Origin of the sequence: Actinokineospora spheciospongiae, from assembly GCF_003182415.1 — a bacterium.
Classification (GTDB): Bacteria; Actinomycetota; Actinomycetes; order Mycobacteriales; family Pseudonocardiaceae; genus Actinokineospora; species Actinokineospora spheciospongiae.
Window position 1 is genome coordinate 219,368 of sequence record NZ_QHCP01000011.1, and the last position, 22,456, is coordinate 241,823.

The window sequence follows — 22,456 nt, forward strand, 5'->3', positions numbered from 1 at the left end:
GAGCGGGACAACCCGGTCGGGGGACGCGGTCGGGTTGTCCGACCCCACCGGTACCGTCTGCGCTGTGCCGGACTCCCTGCCTCCCCTCGGTGAGCTGCTGGCCACCGCGGTCGGTGCCGTCGGTGGCGCGGAACGACCTGGGCAGGTCAAGATGGCCGAGGCGGTGCAGGCGGCGATCCGCACCGGCGAGCACCTGGCCGTGCAGGCGGGCACCGGCACCGGCAAGTCGCTGGCCTACCTGGTGCCGTCCATCCGGCACGCGGTGGAGAAGGGCTCCACGGTCGTCATCTCCACCGCGACCATCGCCCTGCAACGGCAACTGGTCGACCGCGACCTGCCCCGCCTGGCCAAGGCCCTCGCCAAGCCGCTGAAGCGGACGCCGACCTTCGCCATCCTCAAGGGCAGGCGCAACTACCTGTGCCTGCACAAGCTCGACGGCGGCCCGGCCGACGACCCCGACGACCAAGTGCTGTTCGACCCGTTCGCCATCTCCCGCCTGGGCCGCGAGGTCACCCGGCTGCGGGAGTGGGCGAGCGACACCGAACTGGGTGACCGCGACGAGCTGGTGCCCGGGGTGTCCGACCAGTCGTGGCGGCAGGTGTCGGTGTCGGCGCGGGAGTGCCTGGGGGCCGCGCGCTGCCCGATCGGGACCGACTGCTTCGCCGAGAAGGCGCGGGCCGAGGCCGGGCGCGCGGACGTCGTGGTCACCAACCACGCCCTGCTGGCCATCGACGCCCTCGGCACCGCCCAGGTGCTGCCCGAGCACGACGTGGTCGTCGTCGACGAGGCGCACGACCTGGTGGACCGGGTGACGTCGGCGGCCACCGGCGAGCTGTCCGCCTCCGCCGTGTCCGTCGCCGCCCGGCGGGTGGGCAGGCTGGTGGAGGAGGACATCGCCGACCGGCTCGCCGAGAGCGGGGACGGGCTGGCCATGCTCCTGGAGGACGTGGCGGTCGGTCGGGTGGACGCGCTGCCCGACCCGCTGCGCGTCACCCTCACCGCCCTGCGCGACGCCGCCCAGCACTGCGTCACCGCGATCGGGCCGGAGAAGCGCGGCGGCGAACCGGACGCGGTGAGCGCCCGCAAGCAGGCCCTGGCCGCCCTGGAGGACGTGCACGACACGGCCGTGCGGGTGTTGGAGGCCTTCGAGACCGACACCGCCCACCAGCGCGACGTGGTGTGGGTGACCGGCGACTTCGGGTCGCAGAACCCGCGCCCGCCGACGATGCGGGTGGCCCCGCTGAACGTGGCCGGGCTGCTGCGGGAGAAGCTGTTCGGCGAGAACACCACGGTGCTCACCTCGGCGACGCTCACCCTCGGCGGGTCGTTCGACGCCCTGGCCCGGCAGTGGGGGCTGCCGGTGGCGCAGAGCAGCGGCGTGAAGGTCGAGGGCGCCGCGATCGACAGGGAAGCCCCCGCCGACGAGGGCAAGGTCCGGTGGACCGGCATGGACGTCGGCTCCCCCTTCGACCACGCCAAGTCCGGCATCCTCTACCTGGCCAGGCACCTCCCCCCGCCGGGCCGCGACGGCCTGCCCCCGGCCTACCTCGACGAGCTGCGCGAGCTGGTCGAGGCGGCGGGCGGGCGCACCCTGGGGCTGTTCTCCTCGATGCGCGCGGCCAAGCAGGCCGCGGCGCAACTGCGGGAGGTCGTCGACGGCGAGATCCTCTGCCAGGGCGAGGACTCGACGTCACTGCTGGTCGGGAAGTTCGCCGAGAACCCGGCGACCTGCCTGTTCGGCACCCTGTCGCTCTGGCAGGGGGTGGACGTGCCCGGACCGTCGCTGTCGCTGGTGGTGATGGACCGGATTCCGTTCCCCCGGCCGGACGACCCGCTCGCCTCGGCCCGCCAGCGGGCGGTGGAGGCCAGGGGCGGCAACGGTTTCCTCACCGTCGCCGCCACCCACGCGGCCCTGCTGCTCGCCCAGGGCGCGGGCAGGCTGCTGCGCTCCATGGACGACCGCGGGATCGTGGCGATCCTCGACCCGCGCCTGTCCACGGCCCGCTACGGCGGGTTCCTGCGGGCCTCCCTGCCGCCGTTCTGGTCGACGACCGACCCGGCGGTGGTGCGCGGCGCCCTGCGCAGGCTGGCCGCCGCGGCGAGCTGATTCCCCTGTACGGCAAGACATCCCACGGAGGACGTGTGTCAGGCATTCCCGGCGAGGCGGACATCACCGTCGACGACGACGGTGTCCGGCGGCTGCTCGCGGACGGCACGGAGGAGTCGGTGTCGTGGGCGGACCTGGCCGAGGTGGCGATCCGCATCATCCCCGAGAGCGCCTGGAAGGAGGACACCTTCTTCATGCTGATGCGCGAGGGCGGCGGCGGCTGCGCGGTCCCCGCGGGCCACCCCAGCGCCGACGACCTGATGTCCCGCCTGCAGTCCCTCCCCGGCTTCGACAACGACGCCTTCGTCGAGGCGATGACCACCGACGAGGGCTTCTTCGTGGTCTGGCAGCGCTGACAAGGCCGGGCTTCGAGGGCGCGCCCTAGCGTCCCGTGGCGGTGTGCAGCCTGCGCAGGGTGAACCCGAACCACACCATGCCGATGCCGCGCAACAGCAACGCCACCCCCAACCACACCGCCAGCGTCAGGATCGTCAACCCGGGCAGCACCAGCGCGAGCACCCCCACGACGAACGTCACCACCCCCAGCGCCAGCCACAGCCCCCACATCGGCAACCGCTTGCGCGCCGACAGCGCGGCGCCCACCTGCACGACCCCGCCGAGCACGAACCCGATGCCGACGCACACGGCCAGCGCCAGCAGCGTCATCCCCGGCCAGACCAGGGCGAGCACGCCGAGCACCAGCCACAGCCCGCCGAGCAGGTAGGCGGGCCACCCGGCCCGGTGCCTGCCCGCGGTGGCGATCTCGGCGGCGCCGTCGAAGATCAGCCCGATGGCGACCAGCACGGCCAGCGTCCCGGCGGCGGCGGCGAGGTCGGCCAGCAGGACGACGCCCAGCACGGCGACCAGGAAGCCCAGCACCGCGACCACCCACCACCGCCCGGTGAGCCGGTGCAGGACGCGGGTCGATTCGTGATCGGCCTTGATGGTGAACGCCCGGGGCGGGACCACGGTCATGGCGGACTCCTCTCCTCCCTCCCAGGATGGGACCGCGACGGCCCGCGCGCCTCCCGAACCCCGCCTCACCACCTCACCGACTCGACGGCGGGCGGCGCGGGGTCGACGATGGGGGCATGAGCCGCTACTTCGCCGAGTCCCCGGACGACCTGGTCGACGCCGGGCTGGCCGGGTTCGCCCTGGCGCACGCCGACCTGGTCGAGTTCACCCCGGACCCGGGCCACGTCACCGCCCGGTCGCCCGACCCGCGGCGGGTCGTCGGCCTGGTTTCCGGTGGCGGGTCCGGGCACGAGCCGCTGCACGCGGGTTTCGTCGGCGCCGGGATGCTGGACGCGGCGTGCCCGGGGCGGATCTTCGCCTCACCGCACAACCGGCAGGTGTACGCGGCGTCGAAGGCGGTGGCCAAGCCCGGCGGCGTGCTGCACGTGGTGAAGAACTACACCGGCGACAAGATCAACTTCGGCATCGCCGCCGAGCGCCTGCACCACGACGGCATCCGCTGCGCCCGGGTCCTGGTCGACGACGACGTGGCCACCGACTCCGCCGACATCGCCGTGGGCCGCCGCGGCACCGGCGCCACCGTGGTGGTGGAGAAGCTGCTCGGCGCCGCCGCCGACCAGGGCCGCGACCTCGACGCCCTGGTCGCCCTGGGCGAACGGGTCGTCGCGGGCAGCCGCAGCGTGGCGGTGGCCGCCGCCGCGCACACCTCCCCCGCCACCGGCACCCCCGCCTTCGACCTCCCCGACGACGGCATCGAGTACGGAGTCGGCATCCACGGCGAGCGCTCCGGCGCGGTCCGCCCCCACGGCCCGGTCGACGACCTGGTGCGCGACATGACCGGCAGCCTCGTCACCGCCCTCACCCTCACCCGGGGCGACCGGGTCATCGGCCTGGTCAACGGCCTCGGCCGCACGACCCCGCTGGAGCTGTACGGCCTGCACCACCGGTTCGCGACCGCACTCGCCGAACACGGGGTCGCACTGGAGCGCCACCTGGTGGGTTCGGTGGTGACCGCACTGGACATGCACGGCTTCTCCCTGTCACTCACCCGCACCGACGACGAGCTGACCGCGCTCTGGGACGCCCCCGCGCACACCGCCGCGTGGCGAGCCTGAGGAAGGACGAGCAGATGACCGACTCCCCCGCCGCGGACTGGCTCCGCCGCTTCACCACCACCGCCCTCGACCGCGAGCCCGACCTGACCGCCCTCGACCAGGCCGCGGGCGACGGCGACTTCGGCGCCAACATCGCGGGCGCCGCCCGCCTCATCCAGTCCGAACTGGACGGCTTGGTAGCGGGAACCCCGGCAGCCGAGGTGATCGCCGCCGCGGCCCACGTGTTCCTGGACAGGGTCGGCGGCACCAGCGGCCCACTCTTCGGCCTCCTGCTGCAAGAGTTCGCGGCCGCGACAGCAAAAGCAGGCGACCTCACCCCAGCCGCCCTCACCGAGGGCACCACCAACGGCCTCGCCGCCATCCAACGCGTCGGCGAAGCCCAGGTGGGTGACAAAACCCTGGTCGATGCCCTGTCCCCCGCCGCAGACGCGCTCAAGGCCCTCCCACCGTCGACACCACTCGCGGAGGCCTTCGCGGTCGCCGCTCGGGCAGCGGAGGAAGGAGCCGAGGCCACGGCGGGCATCCGCGCCCGCCGCGGCCGCGCCAGCTACGTGGGCGACCACGCCATCGGCGTCACCGACCCGGGCGCGATGACCATCGGCCTCCTGTTCGCCGCAGGCACCTGACCACTCGGAACCGGCCAGGCCAGGCCAGGGCAGGCCAGGCCAGGGCAGGGCAGGGCGAACCGAACCAGGTCGAACCAGGGCCTGTCCTCAAAGCCAGCCCCCACGAACCGCAGGCCCGGCCAAACAGACGCCCGGTGGGTGGATGTGCTCGGCGGCCAACCAGCCAACCTGAAAACCGCCGACCCGGCGAGCCAACTGCCCGGGTGGGTGGATGTGCTCGGCCAGCCGACCACCCAACAAACCGCCGGCCCGGCGAGCCAACTGCCCGGGTGGGTGGATGTGTTTGGCCGGGGGTAGCGATCATGTGACAGCCTCTCTGGGCGGTGGGGCATCTTTTCAGCCCCACCTGACGCACTGGAGCACATGATCGCCATAGGGGCCCCGGCCAAACACATCCACCCAGCCGGGCACCACCCACACAAAGACCGGGCCTTGAAGACACGGTCAAGCCGGGTCGGGCCGCAACCGGGACGGCGAGTCAGACGGGGTACGTAGATCGAATGCCGCGAGACCGATAGGTGGGGTCAGGGCCAGCGGGCCAGAACCGTGACCGTGCCGGGGGCAACTTCGGTGAAACCCGCGTCCCGAACAGCGACCACGCCGTGGTCGCGCCAAGCCGCCTCGGGATCGGCGCCGGGGTGCGCAGCGGCCCAGGCGGCGGGGGTCGGCGTGCGGACGGCGGTGCGGTGGTCGAGGGCCGCCCAGTTCTCAAGGGCCTCATGCTGGCCGGAGGCGTGCATCAGTGCGGCGAGGAGCATGGTGGCGTGGCCGACCTGGGCGGCGGCCTTCCCCGCGGTCATCGGCACGTCCGGGTTCAGCCACAGCACGGGTGCGCCCGCCGGAACGGGACCGGGGGTGGAGGCGGGCAGTTCGCTGCCGGAGATCTGGAGGCGGGAGACCTCCTTGGGCGTCTGGCTGACCCGCATCGGCACCAGGGCGCGGGCTTCGGCGCCGTCGACCTCGACGGTGACGCCCGGCAGGTCGTGGACCGCCGCCCAGTGGGCGCCGCGGGCGCGGCGGGAGACCTTGCGGATGCGGCCGTTGACCCAGGCGCGCAGTTCGGGGTGCCACTCGCCCTCGGCCTCGGGGGCCAGGCAGACCGCGAGCGCGGCCGCCGCGGCCGCCTCCAGCAGGGCCGTGCGGTCGGGCTGGGGGTCGCGCTCGATGCGCAGGATGACCGGCATGGCGCGGACCTCGGCCGGGTCCTCGTCGGAGGTGTCGGCGGCGGAGGCGGCCGGGCGGGTGAGCCAGGAGGCGTAGCGGTCGACCAGCGGGGTGAGGATGGCGGTCACAGGCGGTCGAACTCCAGGCCGTCGGCGGCGTCGGCGGCCTCGACCTCCGCGCGGGTGACCCCGAGTACGAACAGCACGACGTCGAGGTACGGGTGGGACAGGGCGGTGTCGGCGACCTCGCGCAGCGCGGGCTTGGCGTTGAAGGCGACGCCGAGGCCCGCGGTGGCGAGCATGTCGATGTCGTTGGCGCCGTCGCCGACGGCCACGCACTGCGCGAGCGGGACCCCGTACTGCTGGGCGAAGCGGCGCAGGGCGACGGCCTTGCCCGCGCGGTCGACGACCTCGCCGATGACCCGGCCGGTGAGGACGCCGCGGGAGATCTCCAGTTCGTTGGCGGCGTGGAAGTCGAGGCCGAGGTCGTCGACCAGGCTCTCGATGATGTAGTCGAACCCGCCGGAGACCACACCGCAGCGGAAGCCGAGGCGCTTGAGGGTGCGGATGGTGGTGCGGGCGCCGGGGGTGAGCTGGATGGCGGCGGCGACCTCGTCGAGGACCGTGGCGGGCAGGCCCTCCAGCAGCGCCACCCGCTGGTGCAGCGATTCGGTGAAGTCGATCTCGCCGCGCATGGCCGCGTCGGTGATCTCCTTGACCTTGTCCTCGCACCCGGCCTTGGCGGCGAGCATCTCGATGACCTCCCCCTGCACCAGGGTGGAGTCCACGTCGAACACGATGAGCCGCTTGGCCCGCCGGGAGAGCAGGTCGCGCTCCACGGCGATGTCGAGGCCCACCCGGCCCGACAGCGCGGCCAGCGCGCCGCGCAGCTCGGCGTCGGCGGCGTCGGTGTCCTCGGCGACCGAGACCCGCAGCTCCAGGCCGGTCACCGGGTAGTCGGCGACCCGGCGGATCGAGTCGATGTTGGCCCCGAGCCCGGCCAGGTGGCGGGCGACCTCGCTGAACGCGCGGGCGGTGACCGGCCTGCCCAGCACCACCAGCACGTGCGTGGAGCCGGTGGCCGACGACGGGTCCACCCCCACCTCGACCTCGACGTGCATCGCCACCGACGCCATCGCCTGCTCGACGTACTCCTGCAACCCCTCGGCGTCGTGGTCGGCGCTGACCAGCACCCCGAGCACCAGTTGCCCGCGGATGACGACCTGCTCCACGTCGAGGATCTCCACCCCGTGCCGCACCAGCACGGCGAACAGCACGGAGGACACACCCGGCTTGTCCGGCCCGGTGACGGTGATCAGGACCGGGGTCCCCGGGGCGGGGTTGGCGGTGGGATTCAGGGCGGTGGGATTCAGGGTGGCGGGGTTCTGGGCGGCGGTCACGATCGCGGTCTCCCGGGGCTCGCGGGACCGTCCGGCCCCGGACATGGGACTGCGGGTGGACCCGGCACGTCGCGCGTACCTGGTTCCACCCGCAGCTCCACTGGATCTACTGGATGTTCGGGTTCACCTGCTGGTGACCCGGGTCAGTTCGACAGGGTGGGGTCACCCTTGGAGATGTCGTCGGGGTTCATCTTCTCGGCGAGGATTTCCGACGGGGCCGGCTTGTGCTTGGCCGACCCGACACCGACGTACTTGTCGTGGTGCCCCTGCTCGACCATGTGCGGGTAGTGCAGGTCGAACGCCGGGCGCTCCGAGCGGATGCGCGGCAGCTCGGTGAAGTTGTGCCGCGGCGGCGGGGAGCTGGTGGCCCACTCCAGGGAGTTGCCGTAGCCCCACGGGTCGTCGGCGTCGACCAGCTCGCCGTACCGGTAGGACTTGAGCACGTTCCAGATGAACGGCAGCGTCGAGGCGCCGAGGATGTACGCGCCGATCGTGGAGATCGTGTTCAGCGTGGTGAAGCCGTCGCTGGCCAGGTAGTCGGCGTAGCGGCGCGGCATGCCCTCGTTGCCCAGCCAGTGCTGGACCAGGAAGGTGCCGTGGAAGCCGATGAACGTGGTCCAGAAGTGCAGCTTGCCCAGCGGCTCGTCGAGGAACCGCCCGGTGATCTTCGGGAACCAGAAGTAGATGCCCGCGAAGGTGGCGAACACGATCGTGCCGTAGAGCACGTAGTGGAAGTGCGCGACGACGAAGTACGTGTCGGACACGTGGAAGTCGATGGCCGGGGCCGCGAGCAGCACACCGGTCAGACCGCCGAAGAGGAACGTGACCAGGAAGCCGACGCTGAACAGCATCGGGGTTTCGAAGGTCAGCGACCCCTTCCACATCGTGCCGATCCAGTTGAAGAACTTCACCCCGGTCGGGACCGCGATCAGGAAGGTCATGAAGGAGAAGAACGGCAGCAGCACGGCGCCGGTGGCGTACATGTGGTGCGCCCACACCGTCACCGACAGCGCGGCGATCGCCAGGGTCGCGTACACCAGGCCGCGGTAGCCGAACAGCGGCTTGCGGCTGAACACCGGGAAGATCTCCGACACGATGCCGAAGAACGGCAAGGCGACGATGTAGACCTCCGGATGGCCGAAGAACCAGAACAGGTGTTGCCAGAGGATCACGCCGCCGTTGGCCGGGTCGAACACGTGCGCCCCGAGTTGCCGGTCGGCGAGCAGGCCGAACAGCGCGGCGGTGAGGATCGGGAACGCCAGCAGCACCAGGATGCTGGTGATGAGGATGTTCCAGGTGAAGATCGGCATCCGGAACATGGTCATGCCGGGCGCCCGCAGGCAGACCACGGTGGTGAGCATGTTGACCGCGCCGAGGATGGTGCCGAGACCACCGACCGCCAGGCCGGTGATCCACAGGTCGGCACCGACACCCGGCGAGTGGATCTTGTCCGACAGCGGGGTGTAGGCGAACCAGCCGAAGTCGGCGGCGCCACCCGGGGTCAGGAAGCCGGTCATCACGATGATGCCGCCGAACAGGTACAGCCAGTACGAGAACGCGTTCAGCCGCGGGAACGCGACGTCCGGCGAACCGATCTGCAGCGGCAGGATGAAGTTTGCGAACCCGAACAGGATGGGCGTCGCGTACAGCAGCAGCATGACCGTGCCGTGCATGGTGAAGAGCTGGTTGTACTGCTCCTGCGACAGGAACTGCTGACCCGGGACGGCCAGCTCGCTTCGGATGAGCATCGCCATCGCGCCGCCCACCATGAAGAAGGCGAACGACGTGACCAGGTACATGATGCCGATTTGCTTGTGGTCCGTCGTGCGGAACAGCCGCAGCAGGTACGAACCCTTGGCCGTCTCGCGGGCCGGGTAGGGCCGCGTGGCGATCGGCCGTGGGGCTACTGCCGTCACTCCTGCCTCCTGCAACTGATGGTGGTGGGCGTCCATCTCGTGAGTCGCGGCCGGCCACGCCGGTGCGGCTCGGGAAGGATCGTAGCCCGGTGGACTGTGGTGGGCTCGTGTGGGCTTGGTGTGCTGTGCATAACTGACCGATCGCACAAAAACGGTCGGTTGCCCAGGTCACACCGGTACCACCGCGTACTGCCGCAGGGTGAGGTCGGTGTAGGTGACCGGTCCGCGGGGGCCGGGGACCCGGTCGATGTTGATGCCCGTCTCCGGCACGCCGAGCAGCTTGAAGCCGTCGAGCAGCCGGGTCGGGGCGTTCCAGAACACCCCGGTGCCGGTGTAGGCGGCCATGAACTCCTCGGCGGTCGCCCTGTCCTCGGTGACGATGCCCGCGGCCAGGCCGGAGGTCTCCTCGTTGGCGATCCGCGCGGCCTCGCGCAGGTCGTCGACGGGGGCGACGGTGACGGTGGCCTCGTGGTCGCCGTCGAGCGCCCACTCGTACCCGATCGCGTGGGTGTGCGGCGGCAGCGAGGGCGTGACCCGCACGTCGTCGAGGGCGGCCCGGATGCCCGGCAGGGCGGAGTCGTAGACGTCGCGGTGCACGAGCAGCAGGTTGAGCCGGTTGCAGACGCCGAGCCGGTCCAGGCTGCGCTGGATGAGGTCGGTGGCGAAGGCGGGGTCGGCCTTGCTGTCGTAGTAGAGGACACCGCCGCCGTCGGCGTGCGCGAGGGTCCGCACCCCCACCTGGGCGGCGCGCCTGCCCAGCTCGCGGGTGCTCTCACCGCTGCCGCGGAGGATGACCAGCGGCACCAGCCCGGGCAGCTCGACCAGCGCACCGGCCGCCTCCCGGTCGGCGGTGGGCACCAGCTGCACGGCGTCCGGGTCGAGCCCGGCCTCGTCGAGCGCGGGCGCGATCACGTGCTTGAGCAGCGCGGTGGCCGACCGCAGCGCCGCCGAACCGGTGCGCAGCACCCCGGCGTTGCGCGACTTGACAAGCTGGGAGGCCACGTCCACGGTGACGTTGGGCCGGGCCTCGTAGTTGGCCCCGATGACCCCGACCGGCCTGCGCAGCTCGACCAGCTTCAACCCACCGTCCAACTCCCGCACCGGGGTCTCCCGCGGCGGGTGCGGGACACCGGCCAGCAGCCGGAGCTGCTCGGCCATGTCGGCGAGCCGGTCCTCGGTGATCCGCAGCCGGTCGAGCAACCCCCCGCTCATCCCGGCGGCCTCCGCGGCGGCCACGTCCTCGGCGTTGGCGGCGAGCACCTTCGCCCTGGCCGAGGACAGCCGCGCGGCCATCTCCCCGATGGCGTTGTCGATCGCCTCGTCGGACGCGGCCGCGAGCGCCGGGGCGGCGGCCTTGGCCCGCGCCGCGCACTCCGCCACGACCGTGTGCTGGTCGGTCACCTTCGTGTGTCCCTTCGTAGCCCGGGTCCGTCCGGGAGAGTCTGCCTCAGCCGGGGAGGTGGCCCTCGAAGGTCACCCCGGTGATGTGCCCGTCCTTCGCGGTCACCGCCCGGAAGACCACGTCGAGCTTCGCCCCGCCCACGGTCACGCCCCCGGCCCGGTACTCCTTGCCGTCGGCCAGCACCGCCTCGAGCCCCGGCCGGTGCCCCTGGACCGGCAGCGGCTTGCCCACCAGGTCCGCCCCCACCGCGGCCCGCCCGGCCGCGTTGACCGTCCGAACCACCAGCTCGGGCCCGTCGCACAGCGCCAGCACCACGGTCGCCTGCTCGAAGCACACCAGCGCCTCGAGCACCCCGCCCCCGGAGAACCCCGTCGTCATAGCCCCACCCGTCCTCTCGTCGTGCGTCCCGTGCCCCGACGAGGTCGAGCTTGTCAGGATTCGCCGCCGAGCGCTCCCCTCTGTCCACAGCCCCGGCGATTCCCCCGAAAGTTGTCCACAGCCCGCAACCGACCACTTACCCACCGCCCCATGCACGACTAGAATTGTGGACGGTGGTCTGGTCTCGACCGCCGAGAGTGGTTGGGTCGGGGTGGACTGACTGACCAGGTTCGGCAGCAATGGGAACGTCCGGTCCGGTGGGACGGGATGGGGCCGGGCAGGTCCCGGAGCAGTCGAGCTCGGGCAGGTCCGCGGAGTCGGGGTCAGTCCCGGGCGGCTGGGGTCTGGTAGAGGGCGGCGACGATTTCCAGGCGTTTGTCGTCGAGGTGGGGGCTGGGGTGGACGGCGTTGACGAAGGTTTCGCCGTCGAACATGTGGAGGGCGGCGGAGACCGCTGCCTGGCGGGTTTCGACCGGTTGGGCGGCGATGGCGGGGACGCGCAGGGCGGTGAGGTAGATGTCCTTGGCGAAGCTGTCCATGGTCGGGCCCAGCCGGGTGCGCAGGGCGGTGTCGGTGCGGGCGGCGACGAGGATTTCGAACCAGACCAGGTTCAGCGGGGAGCGGGACGCGGCGCGGATGGCTCGGAGGACGTCGTGCAGGCCCGCTTCGTGTTCGGCGACGGGGCCGACCTGTTCCCAGAAGTTCGCGATCAGCCTGCGGCCGACCTCCTCGGCCGCGGTGACGACCAGGTCCAGCCGGGTCTCGAAGTGCCGGAACAGCCCGCCGTGCGACACACCGGCCCGTTTGCAGATCTCCTGCACCGAGGCGCGGGCGTAGCCGACCTCGGAGATCGCGGCGATGGTCGCGTCGACGAGCTTGCCCACGGTCGCCTCGCGGCGCTCGCGCTGGGTGCGCCGCCGCGGCGGGGTGGCCTCGGCCGGGTCGGTCACTGGGGTCCCTCTCGATCTCGGGTTGTCGATACTCGCGACTGTCCATGATCGTGATGGGACTTCGCTTGCGCCACAGCGGGTCCGCTGGGACACGAACAGGTGTCGACATTGTGACCAGTCGCATTCGTACTGGCCACTTCGGATCGGAGGCAATGTGAAGTCCTATTCGGACTTCGGCCTGCCCAGCAGTGAGCGCAGGGTGTCGGTGAGGGTGCCGATCGGGACGCCGGGGTCGATGACGCGCTGGATGGCGAGCCCGATGCCGAGGCTCAGCAGGACGGTGGCCATGTCCTCGGCAGGCAGCGGGGCCGGGTGGGCGGAGGTGTCGAAGGTGCGGGCCAGGCTGGTGATGGCGTCGCGCACGGCCCGGTCGCGCACGGCCAGTTCGGCGCGCAGCGCCGGGTCGCGGCGGGCCTGGAGGCCGAACTCCACCTCGAGCACGGTCCAGCCCTCGTCGCCGATCATGCGCTCGGCCCACTCGGAGAACAGGGCGACCGCGTCGTCGAACGGCCTGCCGGAGACGGCTTCGGCGACGGCCTTGATGTGCTCGGCGTGGATGTCGTCCAGGACGACCAGGCACAGCTCGTCCTTGTTGCGGAAGTTCGAGTAGACCGCGCCCTTGGAGAAGCCCGCGGCCTCGGCGACCTTCTCCAGCGAGGTGGCGTGGTAGCCGTCGCGGAGGAAGAGGTCCTTGGCGGTGGCGATGAGCAGCTCGCGGGTGCGGGCTTGGCTCTCGACCCTGCTCAGTCGGGGCATGCGGGCAGCCTAACGCCCGAATACCGCCGGTACTCGGTCACGGGAGGAGCAGCCACGCCGCGGCGACCAGGAGCGCGCCCAGATCGATGATCAGGAAGGAGCCGACCCAGAAGAACCCGGGCGCCCCGGTGAGCCGGGCGAGCTGGTCGGCGTCGGAGTCGCGGGCCCGCCCGCGGCGGCGCTTGCGCTGGAGCTCGAACACCGGTCGCACGCCGCCGAACAGCAGAAACCACGCGATCAGGTACGCGAACGCGGCCTGGACGCCGTCCGGCGCGAACCACGAGACGGCGAACAGGAGCAGCCCGGTGACGACCACCGAGAGCACTCCGTACAGGTTGCGCACCATCACCAGGACGCCGAAAAGCAATATCGCGCAGATCACGATAACAACGTTCGTCCGATTGGCCGCCAGCAGCGCCGCGAAGCCCAGCCCGAGCAGCGACGGCGCCACGTAGCCCGCGAGCGACGTGAGGACCATGCCCGGCCCCTCCGGCTTGCCGCGGGAGACGGTGACGCCGGAGGTGTCCGAGTGCAGGCGGATGCCGGACAGCCGCCTGCCGACCAGCACGGCGACCAGCCCGTGGCCCGCCTCGTGCACGATGGTGATCACGTTGCGGGCAGGCCGCCAGAGGGGGCGCAGCAGCACCACCAGCAGGGCCGCCCCCGCGGTGAGCAGCACCATCGTCGCGGGCGGCTGCCAGTTGCCGCCGAAGATCTGCTGCCAGAGGTCGGGGGTGGTCGAGGTCGCCTGCACCCCACGATCTTGCCCGTCCGCTCGCCGGGTGCGTCGGGCGCGGGCTGGGTAGCCTCCGTCCATGGCTCAGTCGACGTGGATTCCGAGGGCCCTCGGGGCCGCCACCGCGGTGTACGGCGCGGCGATCACGATTCGCCCGTTGCTGATGGCCAAGCCCACCGGGCTGGTCGACCCGAGCGGCACCCCCGGGCCCGGCGTGGCGGCGCTGACCAGGAGCCTCGGCGTCCGCGACGTGGCCACCGGGCTGGCCATGGCGTTCGCCCCCGCGGGTGCGCCGCTGCGGGCGGCCATCGCCGTCCGGGTCGCCTCCGACACCGCCGACGCGATCACCTTCGGCACCGGCCTGCCCGACGCGGGCAGCCGCCGCAACTCCGCCAAGGTGGCGGGTGCCTGGGCGGTCCTGTGCGCTTTGTCCGCCTTCGCCGCGGGCCGCTGAGACGTTCGCTGTCAAGGCCCTACCTCTGCGCCGCGAGGTGTGTTTGACTGCCCGTGGTCGTCCGGACCGCCAGCGTGACCGGACGTCCCGGGCGTCGCAACCAGCGGACGCCGGGAGGCAGCACAGCTAGGAGAGCGGTATGGCTGAGGGCACCGTCAAGTGGTTCAACTCGGAGAAGGGCTACGGCTTCATCGCCCCCGACGACGGCAGTTCCGACGTGTTCGTGCACTACTCGGAGATCCAGACGAGCGGCTTCCGCACGCTGGAGGAGAACCAGAAGGTGACCTACGAGGTCGGTCAGGGCAACAAGGGACCGCAGGCCACCGGGGTCGTCCCCGTCTGAGTCTCGGCGCTGAGACTTTCCGCTGGGCCCCACTCCTCCCCCGGAGCGGGGCCCAGCAGGCTTTCCGGGCTCCCTCGAACCGGGCGGTTCCCGCAGGAGGGGTCGCGGGCCCGGCCGGCCGGGCCGTGCGACGAGCAGCTCTGTCCTCATTGGATGATCAATCCGATGTGCAACCCGTTCGGGTGACCGACTGGTCGTGGCGCCTCGTGGTCGGCAGGTGCCCCCTGCTTCACCCGGATGGGGTACGCGGTGTCGTGCGGGACCGCGTGCGGTCGACGGCTTGCGGGCGTGGGGTGCGCTTTCCTGGGGGAACACGGGCTTCTCCTCGTGCGGACGGTGGTGTGCCTGATGCCTTTGTCGCACATCCCGCCGACGCGGGCGATGCGTTGTCCACAGGCCCGACCCGGCCGCCCGGAGTTGTCCACAGGTCGCCACCCATGCGCCCGTTCGACCGCCGGGTCCGCCAGAATGGCCTGCGACAGCGAAGTTGAACCGCAGTGGAAGCAGGAGCCATGACCGCGCCAGCGCAGGGGATTCATCAGCGCATCGCCGAAGAGCTCGGGGTGCGGGAGGGGCAGGTCACCTCAGCCGTCGAGCTGCTCGACGGCGGGGCGACGGTGCCGTTCATCGCCCGCTACCGCAAGGAGGTCACCGGCACCCTCGACGACGCGCAGCTGCGCGCGCTCGAGGAGCGGCTGCGGTACCTGCGCGAGCTGGAGGACCGGCGCACCGCGGTGCTCGACTCGATCCGCGAGCAGGGCAAGCTCGACGACGCGCTCACCGCCCAGATCATGGCCGCGGAGACCAAGTCGCGGCTGGAGGACCTCTACCTGCCGTTCAAGCCCAAGCGGCGCACCAAGGCGCAGATCGCGCGGGAGGCGGGGCTGCAACCGCTGGCCGACGCGCTGATCGGCGACCCGGCGCACGACCCGCGCGAGGTGGCCGCGGGCTACGTCGACGCGGAGCGGGGCGTGGCCGACGCGACCGCGGCGCTGGACGGCGCGCGGTCGATCCTGGTGGAGCGCTTCGCCGAGGACGGCGACCTGATCGGCGAGCTGCGCGAGCGGATGTGGGCCAAGGGCGTGCTGGCGTCGAAGGTGCGCGGGGGCAAGGAGGAGGACGGCGCCAAGTTCGCCGACTACTTCGACTTCGCCGAACCGTTCGGCAAGCTGCCCTCGCACCGAATCCTGGCCATGTTCCGCGGTGAGAAGGAGGAGGTCCTCGAACTCACCCTGGAACCGGACCCCGAGGTCGACCAGACCGCGGTGCCGCCGGTGCGCACCGACTACGAGGTGCGGATCGCGCAGCGCTTCGGCGTGGCCGACCGGGGCCGCCCCGGCGACAAGTGGCTGCTGGACACCGTGCGCTGGGCGTGGCGGACGCGGATTCTGGTGCACCTGGGCATCGACCTGCGCACCCGACTGCGCCAGGAGGCCGAGGACGAGGCGGTCCGGGTCTTCGCGGCGAACCTGCGCGACCTGCTGCTCGCCGCACCGGCGGGCACCCGCGCCACCATGGGCCTGGACCCGGGTTTCCGCACCGGGGTGAAGGTCGCCGTTGTCGACGGGACCGGCAAGGTGGTGGCCACCGACACCATCTACCCGCACGTGCCGCAGCAGCGGTGGGACGAGGCGCTGGCCAAGCTGGGCAGGCTCGCGGCCGCGCACCGGGTCGACCTGATCGCCATCGGCAACGGCACCGCCTCGCGGGAGACCGACAAGCTGGCCATCGAGCTGATCAAGAGGCTGCCCGAGCTGAAGTTGACCAAGATCGTGGTGTCGGAGGCGGGCGCGTCGGTGTACTCGGCGTCGGCCTACGCCTCGCAGGAGCTGCCGGGCCTGGACGTGTCGCTGCGCGGCGCGGTGTCGATCGCCCGGCGGTTGCAGGACCCCTTGGCCGAACTGGTGAAGATCGACCCGAAGTCCATCGGCGTCGGGCAGTACCAGCACGACCTGTCCGAGGTGAAGCTGTCGCGCTCGTTGGACGCGGTGGTCGAGGACTGCGTGAACGGCGTGGGCGTGGACGTGAACACCGCGTCGGCGCCGCTGCTGACCCGGGTGTCGGGCATCAGCGCGGGCCTGGCGGAGAACATCGTGGCGCACCGCGACGCGCACGGGCCGTTCCGCAGCCGCACCGGCCTCAAGGACGTCCCCCGGCTGGGGGCGAAGGCGTTCGAGCAGTGCGCGGGCTTCCTCCGCATCCCCTCCGGCGACGACCCGCTGGACTCCTCCAGCGTGCACCCCGAGGCGTACCCGGTCGTGCGCCGAATCCTCGCGGCGACCGGCGGCGAGGTGGTCGGCCTGATCGGCAACTCGACCAAGCTGCGCGCGCTGCGCCCGGCGGACTTCGTGGACGAGAAGTTCGGCGTGCCGACGGTGACCGACATCCTGGCGGAACTGGAGAAGCCGGGCCGGGACCCGCGGCCGGAGTTCAAGACCGCCACCTTCGCCGACGGCGTGGAGAAGCTCAGCGACCTCACGCCGGGGATGACCCTGGAGGGGGTGGTCACGAACGTGGCGGCCTTCGGCGCGTTCGTGGACATCGGCGTGCACCAGGACGGCCTCGTGCACGTCTCGGCGCTGTCGCACACGTTCGTGAAGGACCCGCGCGACGTGGTCAAGTCCGGTGACGTGGTGAAGGTGAAGGTGCTGGAGGTCGACATCCCGCGCAAGCGGATCTCGTTGACCCTGCGCCTGGACGACGAACTGCCGACGCCCGGTGCGCCTTCGGGTGGCGGGCGGCGGGAGCCGAACCGCGGGCGGGGGCCGGGGCAGCAGCAGCGTGGTGGTGGCGGCGGGGGTGGGAAGCGGCGGGAGGCTTCGCCGCCGCCTGCCAACAGCGCGTTGGCCGAGGCGTTGCGCAAGGCGGGGTACAAGGGGTGAGTGCTCCGGCTCCCGGGCCAGCGGTCCGGGGGCCGGACGCATCTTGCTGGGGCGCTTGGAGTTTGGCGGTGCCTGACTGGCGCTGTTCAAGGGCGCGGTTTTCGCTGGAGTGCCCGGGTGGATCTGCTCAGCCGTGGCTGGGTTTTGGAGCCCGGTCGTTTCGGGGCGTGCCTGGGTGGGTGGATCTGCTTGGGCGGGGCCCCTACGCCGATCATGCGCCCAGTGTGACCGAGTGGGGCTGAAGAGATGCCCCACAGCCCAAGCAGGCTTGCACATGATCGTCTCCCCCACCCAAGCACATCCACCCACCCGGGCATTCGGTCACCGGGCCGGCGGTTTGTGGGGGGTCGGCGGCTGCGCCCAATGGGGCTCGCGGTGGCTGACCGTCGGGCTGGCGGCTGGCGGCTGGCGGGGTGGTCAGCGGCTGTGCAGGTGGCTGATCGCCGGGGCGGCTGTTGGCGGGGTGGTCAGCGGCTGCGCACGGTGGGTTCCGGGTGGCTGATCGCCGGGGCGGCCGTTGGCGGGGTGGGCGGCGGCTGCGCACGGTGGGTTTCGGGTGGCTGACCGCCGGGGCGGCCGTTGGCGGGGTGGGCGGCGGTGGCTGCGCTGATGGGGTTGGGGGGTGGGCGGCGACCGGGTCTGCGGTTCTGTGGTGGGTACCGCGAGCGGTTCGGGGCACGGGGTGCGGTGCTGGAACACCGCGCGCGGTGTTCCACAGTGGACTGGTGGTTCAGGGGGCTGAGGCTCGGACGATCAGTTCGGTGGGGATGATCTCCGGGGTGGTGGGGAACGGTGCGCCCGCCAGGTTGGCCAGGAGGATGGTGGCCGCTGCCTCGCCCATTTCCCGGGAGGGGCGGCGGACCGTGGTGAGGGGTGGCTGGGTGTGGGCCGCCAGGTCGATGTCGTCGAAGCCGATGACGGCGACCTGGGTGGGGACGTCGACGTGGGCCTCGTGCAGGGCGTCCAGGACGCCTGCGGCGGTGAGGTCGTTGTGGGTGAAGACGGAGTCGAACTCGTGGTTCTCGGCCAGCAGGGCGGTGATGGCCGCGCGGCCGCCCGCGCGGGTGGGGTCGGCCTCGACGTGGTGGGGGGTGGGGTGGCCTGCCGCGGTGAAGGGGGTGCGGAAGCCCTCGGTGCGGGCTCGGGTGCGGCCGAGGGCCGCCGGGCCGGGGATCACGACCGGGCGGGTGCGGCCGGTGGCGAGCAGGTGGGTGGCCGCCGCGGTGGCGCCCGCCCGGTTGCTGGTGGCCACCGACGGGAAGCCGGGGTGGTCGCCGTCGCCGTCGCCGTCGTCGCCGTCGTCGACCACGACCACGGGGAAGCCGGATTCGCGCAGGCCGGTGAGGCAGGAGAGCGGGTCCGGGGGTTCGACCAGCAGCAGGCCGTCGAACGCGTTGCCGGAGACGTGGCGGGTGAACCGGGTGACGGAGTCGGCGCCGCGGTTCATGGTGTGCAGGAGCAGGCCGTAGCCGTGGGCCTCCAGGACGTCCGACACGCCTTGCAGGACGTCGCCCATCCAGGGGCAGGTCAGGTGGGGGACCAGGACGCCGACGGTTTGGGTGCGGCCCCGGGCCAGGCCCACGGCACCCGCGCTGGGCGTGTAGCCGGTGGCGGCGATGACCTCCCGCACCCGGACGGCCGTGCCCGCGTCGACCTCGCCGCGGTTGTTCAGGACCCGCGACACAGTGGCCTTGCTGACCCGCGCGCGGCGGGCGACGTCCGCGATGGTGACCCGCATCCTGCCCCCGAGATCGCCGTGAGCCCCGAGCATACCGAGAACGGGCACCGCAATAGTGGCATTCGGGCGAAAATCTCGGACCGGATGCCCGAATTCGGTGGTTTGTTGTTGACGGAAACATTTCTTGCGGGTAACCGGACCGCGGTGTCGGCGATCGGCCGCGTTGTCCGGGTGCGACGGGGAGTCCGGACGCGCACTGGTGGGCAGCGCTGGTCGACCCACCGGGTGGGCCGGTTACGGCAGTCCGTTGTGGTCGTCCGCGGAGGAGGCCACGCGCAGTTCGGTGTTCATGCCCGCGACGTCCAGCACCCGGCTCACCGCGGCGGACACGTCGACCAGGCGCAGCCAGCCGCCCGCGCGGTCGAGTCTGCGCTGGGCGGCGAGCAGGGCGTTGAGGCCCGCGCAGCCGAAGAACTCCGCGTCGGACAGGTCGATGATCAGGCCCGGTTTGGGGCCGCGCTGCTCGGCGACCGCGCCCAGCAGGAACCGCTCCAGGATGCCCGCGGCCAGCAGGTCGACCTCGCCACCGATCGCCACGGCGACGACCCCGGGAGCGGGCGAGTCGTCCAGTCGAAGATCCACCGCTCGTCTCCACCCAGCACGCAAGGACCAATTCCCGACCGTACCCCGTGCGCGGTACCGGCAGGGCGGCCGAACGAGTGAAGATCGGGAGAACAACCGGGTGCCCGGCTCAGCCCTCGCGGAGCATGCGGACCAGTTCCACCGTGGCCAGCCCGCACAGGGCGGCCAGCGACTCCAGCGCCGAAAGGTCGAGGTCGCGGGTACCCGGGGCGTGCCGGGCGACCTCCGCCGCCGCCCACCGGCGGGCCGGGTTCAGCGGGGCGCGCTCGTCGAGGGCGAGCCGGGTGAGGTCGACCTTGAGCGAGGCCGGGTGGTCGTCGTGGTTGACCTGGTCGTGCACCCGCTCCAGCAGGTCGTGCGGGGACGCCTCCAGGGCCGTGCACAGCTCCACGAACCGCACCACAGTGCACGAGCGCGTGCCCGTCTCGTAGGAGGCGAGCGCCTGGGCCGACAGCTCCATCGGCAACCGCTGCACCAGTTGGGCCCGGGTCCACCGACGCCGCACCCGCAATTGTTGCAATTCCCGACCGAGGGCACGCTGATACGCCACGCAGTCCATCCAACACCCCCGACCGTCCGCTTCGACCTCGAGAACACGAAGCTTTGACCAGCGTGTTCCCCGGGGTTTGTCAAGTTACGCACATTTGGGCGAGCTGTACCCTCTCCGGGCCAACGAACGCTCGAACGAGTGAGTTGGACTCCGCTCAAGCCCACACTGAGTGGGTCTTTTGCCGGGGTGTGCGCTCGAAATCGGGTGTGGACGAGAACCGGGTCAATGGGTGAGGACCGCGATGAGCGCCGCCGCGGCCGGGAGGAGCACCAGCAGGCCCATCGGGGAACCGGAGCCGTCCACGACGGACCGGCCCGCGGCCACCGCGCGGCGGATGTGCCGGTAGCGCCCGATCCCCCGCAGCAGCACGCCCGCCGCGGTGAGCAGCACGGCCCCGCCGCAGACCAGGCCGACCGGGGAGCGGGCGCCGTGCAGGAGCAGGGCACCGAGGGCGGCGGTGGCCAGTGCGGTGCGCGACCAGGCCAGCCGGGTGCGCTCGGCCTGCAACCCCGGGTCCTGGACCGCGCTCACCGGACGACGACCAGCACCAGCACCAGCAGCCCGACCGCGACCGCGGTGACCCCGAAGGCCAGCAGCGGCAACTGGGTGGACGGCGGCAGCGCCCGCCCGAGCCGCATCGCCCGCTCGGTGCGCCGCCAGCGCCGGTGGCTCAGGGCGGCCAGCACCGTCCCCAGGGCGACCAGGGCCAGCGCCAGGGCGGTGCGCAGCGGCACCGGGGCGGCCGGGAGGTACTGCGAGACGGCCACCCCACCCGCGAGCAGGGCGAGGGCGGTGCGGACCCAGGACAGGAAGGTGCGCTCGTTGGCGAGGGAGAACCGGTAGTCCGGGTCCTCGCCCTCGGTGATCCGGATGCGGTCCGCCCAGGAGGCCATGGCTGGATCGTAGGCGCGCGTTCCACGCTCCGGGAAACGCTCTGGGAAAATGGCAAGTGCACGGGAGGTTGCCACCGGGTGCGTCCGGGCGGGTCGGGGTGGGCCGGACAGTCGGCACCCGGTTGTCGGAACCCCGCACTGCCGGTGACCGATCGGCAGGCGCGGGCCGGTGCGGCGGGGCTCGTTCGGCCGCTGTTGCCGCGGCTCACCGCTGCCGTAGCGTCGTCCCCCTCGGTTGGTACACCGTCGTTAACTTCCCGGATTTCCCAGGCGGTGCCCACCGGGGCAGCAGTGCTCGAACCCGGTCCTTCTCCCCTGCCTTGGAGGCCGTTCGTGAGTCGCTTGTCCCTGCGTTCCCTGTTCGCCATCGCGGGCGCCACGGTCACCGCCGTCGCGCTCGCCACCCCCGCCAACGCCGCGCTGCCGTCCGTGCTGGACGCCACCGCGGACAGCGGAACCCTTGCCGCCACCCAGGAAACCCTGGCGTCGCGGCTGGGCAGCAGCTACGGCAACACCTGGCTCGACCAGGCGACCGGCAAGCTGGTCGTCGGCGTCACCGACGCCTCGCGCGTCGCGGAGGTGCGCGCCGCGGGTGCCACCGCCAAGGTGGTCAAGCACAGCGCCGCCGAACTGGCGGGCGTGCAGTCCACACTGGACGGCAAGGCCGCCGGGGCGGCCGGGTCGGTTCCCGCCAGCGTGACCGGCTGGTACGTCGACCCCGCCGCCAACCAGGTCGTGGTGTCGGTGCTCAACGACGACGCCGCCGGTCTGGCGTGGGCGAAGACCGCCGCCTCCGGCCCGGTGCGCACCGAGCGGGTCACCGACGCGCCGCGTCCGCTGTGGAACATCATCGGCGGCCAGGCGATCTACTTCGGCGGCGGCCGCTGCTCGGTGGGCTTCAACGCCCGCAACTCCGCGGGCACCCGCTACGTGATCACCGCGGGCCACTGCACCGAGCTCGGCGGCGCGGTGACCGGCACCGGCGGCAGCATCGGCTCGGTCAGCGGCTCGTCGTTCCCCACCAACGACTACGGCCGGATCACCGTGTCCAGCTCGGCGGCGGTCTCCACCCCGCTGGTGGACCGGTACTCCTCCGGGTCGGACGTGACGGTCGCGGGCCGGACGGTCACCCCGGTCGGCGGCGGTGTCTGCCGGTCCGGTTCGACCACGGGCTGGAAGTGCGGCACCGTGCAGGCGTTCAACCAGACCGTCAACTACGGCGGCGGTGACATCGTCTACGGCCTGACCCGCACCAACGCCTGCGCCGAGCCCGGCGACTCCGGCGGCTCGTTCGTCAGCAACCCCGGTTCCGGCACCCGCGTGCAGGCCCAGGGCCTGACCTCGGGCGGCTCGGGCAACTGCTCCTCCGGCGGGACGACCTTCTTCCAGCCGATCAACGAGGCGCTGACGGCCTACGGCCTGACCCTGGTCACGGGCTGACCCACCCCTCGGGGTAACGCGCCCGCCCGGTTGTCCCACCGGGCGGGCGC

22 protein-coding genes are annotated in these 22,456 nt (G+C 72.1%); 8 read left to right on the forward strand and 14 right to left on the reverse strand.

Annotated elements, in window-relative coordinates; genetic code table 11:
* Positions 1–64 precede the first annotated feature (64 nt).
* Positions 65–2,107: an ATP-dependent DNA helicase gene (locus DFQ13_RS26080; protein ID WP_110081695.1), complete on the forward strand. Its 2,043-nt coding sequence runs from the start codon at positions 65–67 to the stop codon at positions 2,105–2,107.
* A 35-nt stretch (positions 2,108–2,142) separates the two neighbouring features.
* A complete protein-coding gene (locus tag DFQ13_RS26085) occupies positions 2,143–2,463 on the forward strand; it encodes a hypothetical protein (RefSeq protein WP_035289494.1) in 321 nt (106 codons plus the stop codon).
* A 25-nt stretch (positions 2,464–2,488) separates the two neighbouring features.
* On the opposite strand, the gene DFQ13_RS26090 is transcribed toward DFQ13_RS26085, so the two are convergent.
* The gene (locus tag DFQ13_RS26090; RefSeq protein WP_035289497.1) at positions 2,489–3,082 is read right to left on the reverse strand and encodes an HdeD family acid-resistance protein; all 594 of its coding nucleotides are present in this window, start codon (positions 3,080–3,082) and stop codon (positions 2,489–2,491) included.
* Positions 3,083–3,198: 116 nt separating this feature from the next.
* Here DFQ13_RS26090 and DFQ13_RS26095 point away from each other — a divergent pair, with 116 nt between their 5' ends.
* Complete coding sequence (locus DFQ13_RS26095; protein WP_110081696.1) at positions 3,199–4,197, forward strand: dihydroxyacetone kinase subunit DhaK; 999 nt, start codon at positions 3,199–3,201, stop codon at positions 4,195–4,197.
* Between the two features lie 14 nt (positions 4,198–4,211).
* The gene (gene dhaL, locus DFQ13_RS26100; protein WP_110081697.1) at positions 4,212–4,823 is read left to right on the forward strand and encodes a dihydroxyacetone kinase subunit DhaL; all 612 of its coding nucleotides are present in this window, start codon (positions 4,212–4,214) and stop codon (positions 4,821–4,823) included.
* Between the two features lie 524 nt (positions 4,824–5,347).
* Here the strand turns inward: dhaL and DFQ13_RS26105 are convergent.
* From DFQ13_RS26105 to DFQ13_RS26140, 8 genes are all read right to left on the reverse strand, one after another.
* Positions 5,348–6,115 (reverse strand): aminoacyl-tRNA hydrolase, encoded by a 768-nt coding sequence (locus DFQ13_RS26105; RefSeq protein WP_110081698.1) that lies wholly within the window; start codon positions 6,113–6,115, stop codon positions 5,348–5,350.
* Positions 6,112–7,344 (reverse strand): phosphoserine phosphatase SerB, encoded by a 1,233-nt coding sequence (serB, locus tag DFQ13_RS26110; RefSeq protein WP_035280334.1) that lies wholly within the window; start codon positions 7,342–7,344, stop codon positions 6,112–6,114. Before serB ends, DFQ13_RS26105 begins: the two co-directional genes overlap by 4 nt.
* A gap of 185 nt (positions 7,345–7,529) precedes the next feature.
* On the reverse strand, positions 7,530–9,302 hold the full coding sequence (gene ctaD / locus DFQ13_RS26115; RefSeq protein WP_035280312.1) for an aa3-type cytochrome oxidase subunit I: 1,773 nt from the start codon (positions 9,300–9,302) through the stop codon (positions 7,530–7,532).
* A 168-nt stretch (positions 9,303–9,470) separates the two neighbouring features.
* Complete coding sequence (locus tag DFQ13_RS26120) at positions 9,471–10,703, reverse strand: aldehyde dehydrogenase family protein (RefSeq protein ID WP_110081699.1); 1,233 nt, start codon at positions 10,701–10,703, stop codon at positions 9,471–9,473.
* Positions 10,704–10,749: 46 nt separating this feature from the next.
* On the reverse strand, positions 10,750–11,082 hold the full coding sequence (locus tag DFQ13_RS34130) for a hypothetical protein (RefSeq protein WP_181400153.1): 333 nt from the start codon (positions 11,080–11,082) through the stop codon (positions 10,750–10,752).
* A gap of 323 nt (positions 11,083–11,405) precedes the next feature.
* Positions 11,406–12,032, reverse strand: a complete 627-nt coding sequence (locus tag DFQ13_RS26130) for a TetR/AcrR family transcriptional regulator (RefSeq protein ID WP_035280318.1) — start codon at positions 12,030–12,032, stop codon at positions 11,406–11,408.
* Positions 12,033–12,194: 162 nt separating this feature from the next.
* Positions 12,195–12,788: a TetR/AcrR family transcriptional regulator gene (locus DFQ13_RS26135; RefSeq protein WP_035280320.1), complete on the reverse strand. Its 594-nt coding sequence runs from the start codon at positions 12,786–12,788 to the stop codon at positions 12,195–12,197.
* A 37-nt stretch (positions 12,789–12,825) separates the two neighbouring features.
* On the reverse strand, positions 12,826–13,542 hold the full coding sequence (locus DFQ13_RS26140; RefSeq protein ID WP_035280321.1) for a M50 family metallopeptidase: 717 nt from the start codon (positions 13,540–13,542) through the stop codon (positions 12,826–12,828).
* Positions 13,543–13,603: 61 nt separating this feature from the next.
* Here DFQ13_RS26140 and DFQ13_RS26145 point away from each other — a divergent pair, with 61 nt between their 5' ends.
* From DFQ13_RS26145 to DFQ13_RS26155, 3 genes are all read left to right on the forward strand, one after another.
* The gene (locus DFQ13_RS26145; protein WP_110081700.1) at positions 13,604–13,978 is read left to right on the forward strand and encodes a hypothetical protein; all 375 of its coding nucleotides are present in this window, start codon (positions 13,604–13,606) and stop codon (positions 13,976–13,978) included.
* 139 nt (positions 13,979–14,117) lie between these two features.
* Complete coding sequence (locus tag DFQ13_RS26150; RefSeq protein ID WP_035280332.1) at positions 14,118–14,321, forward strand: cold-shock protein; 204 nt, start codon at positions 14,118–14,120, stop codon at positions 14,319–14,321.
* 512 nt (positions 14,322–14,833) lie between these two features.
* A complete protein-coding gene (locus tag DFQ13_RS26155; protein ID WP_110081701.1) occupies positions 14,834–17,203 on the forward strand; it encodes a Tex family protein in 2,370 nt (789 codons plus the stop codon).
* 730 nt (positions 17,204–17,933) lie between these two features.
* Here the strand turns inward: DFQ13_RS26155 and DFQ13_RS26160 are convergent.
* From DFQ13_RS26160 to DFQ13_RS26180, 5 genes are all read right to left on the reverse strand, one after another.
* The gene (locus tag DFQ13_RS26160; RefSeq protein WP_110081702.1) at positions 17,934–18,941 is read right to left on the reverse strand and encodes a LacI family DNA-binding transcriptional regulator; all 1,008 of its coding nucleotides are present in this window, start codon (positions 18,939–18,941) and stop codon (positions 17,934–17,936) included.
* Positions 18,942–19,175: 234 nt separating this feature from the next.
* Positions 19,176–19,523: an STAS domain-containing protein gene (locus DFQ13_RS26165; protein ID WP_161784430.1), complete on the reverse strand. Its 348-nt coding sequence runs from the start codon at positions 19,521–19,523 to the stop codon at positions 19,176–19,178.
* A 109-nt stretch (positions 19,524–19,632) separates the two neighbouring features.
* Entirely contained in the window at positions 19,633–20,082 is a 450-nt protein-coding gene (locus DFQ13_RS26170) for a helix-turn-helix domain-containing protein (RefSeq protein ID WP_035279215.1), read from the reverse strand.
* Positions 20,083–20,295: 213 nt separating this feature from the next.
* On the reverse strand, positions 20,296–20,604 hold the full coding sequence (locus tag DFQ13_RS26175; protein WP_110081703.1) for a DUF202 domain-containing protein: 309 nt from the start codon (positions 20,602–20,604) through the stop codon (positions 20,296–20,298).
* Positions 20,601–20,966 (reverse strand): YidH family protein, encoded by a 366-nt coding sequence (locus DFQ13_RS26180; RefSeq protein ID WP_035279216.1) that lies wholly within the window; start codon positions 20,964–20,966, stop codon positions 20,601–20,603. The genes DFQ13_RS26175 and DFQ13_RS26180 overlap by 4 nt, the downstream gene beginning before the upstream one ends.
* Before the next feature lie 333 nt (positions 20,967–21,299).
* On the opposite strand from DFQ13_RS26180, the gene DFQ13_RS26185 reads away from it, so the two are divergent.
* A complete protein-coding gene (locus DFQ13_RS26185; protein WP_110081704.1) occupies positions 21,300–22,406 on the forward strand; it encodes a S1 family peptidase in 1,107 nt (368 codons plus the stop codon).
* Positions 22,407–22,456: the final 50 nt, after the last annotated feature.

What these genes read in the sequence shown, in the direction of transcription:
- DFQ13_RS26090 (WP_035289497.1), bottom strand. Translation starts at nt 3,082, where the DNA reads ATGACCGTGGTCCCGCCCCGGGCGTTCACCATCAAGGCCGATCACGAA.
- DFQ13_RS26095 (WP_110081696.1), top strand. Translation starts at nt 3,199, where the DNA reads ATGAGCCGCTACTTCGCCGAGTCCCCGGACGACCTGGTCGACGCCGGG.
- dhaL (WP_110081697.1), top strand. Translation starts at nt 4,212, where the DNA reads ATGACCGACTCCCCCGCCGCGGACTGGCTCCGCCGCTTCACCACCACC.
- DFQ13_RS34130 (WP_181400153.1), bottom strand. Translation starts at nt 11,082, where the DNA reads ATGACGACGGGGTTCTCCGGGGGCGGGGTGCTCGAGGCGCTGGTGTGC.
- DFQ13_RS26135 (WP_035280320.1), bottom strand. Translation starts at nt 12,788, where the DNA reads ATGCCCCGACTGAGCAGGGTCGAGAGCCAAGCCCGCACCCGCGAGCTG.
- DFQ13_RS26145 (WP_110081700.1), top strand. Translation starts at nt 13,604, where the DNA reads ATGGCTCAGTCGACGTGGATTCCGAGGGCCCTCGGGGCCGCCACCGCG.
- DFQ13_RS26150 (WP_035280332.1), top strand. Translation starts at nt 14,118, where the DNA reads ATGGCTGAGGGCACCGTCAAGTGGTTCAACTCGGAGAAGGGCTACGGC.
- DFQ13_RS26155 (WP_110081701.1), top strand. Translation starts at nt 14,834, where the DNA reads ATGACCGCGCCAGCGCAGGGGATTCATCAGCGCATCGCCGAAGAGCTC.
- DFQ13_RS26160 (WP_110081702.1), bottom strand. Translation starts at nt 18,941, where the DNA reads ATGCGGGTCACCATCGCGGACGTCGCCCGCCGCGCGCGGGTCAGCAAG.
- DFQ13_RS26170 (WP_035279215.1), bottom strand. Translation starts at nt 20,082, where the DNA reads ATGGACTGCGTGGCGTATCAGCGTGCCCTCGGTCGGGAATTGCAACAA.
- DFQ13_RS26180 (WP_035279216.1), bottom strand. Translation starts at nt 20,966, where the DNA reads ATGGCCTCCTGGGCGGACCGCATCCGGATCACCGAGGGCGAGGACCCG.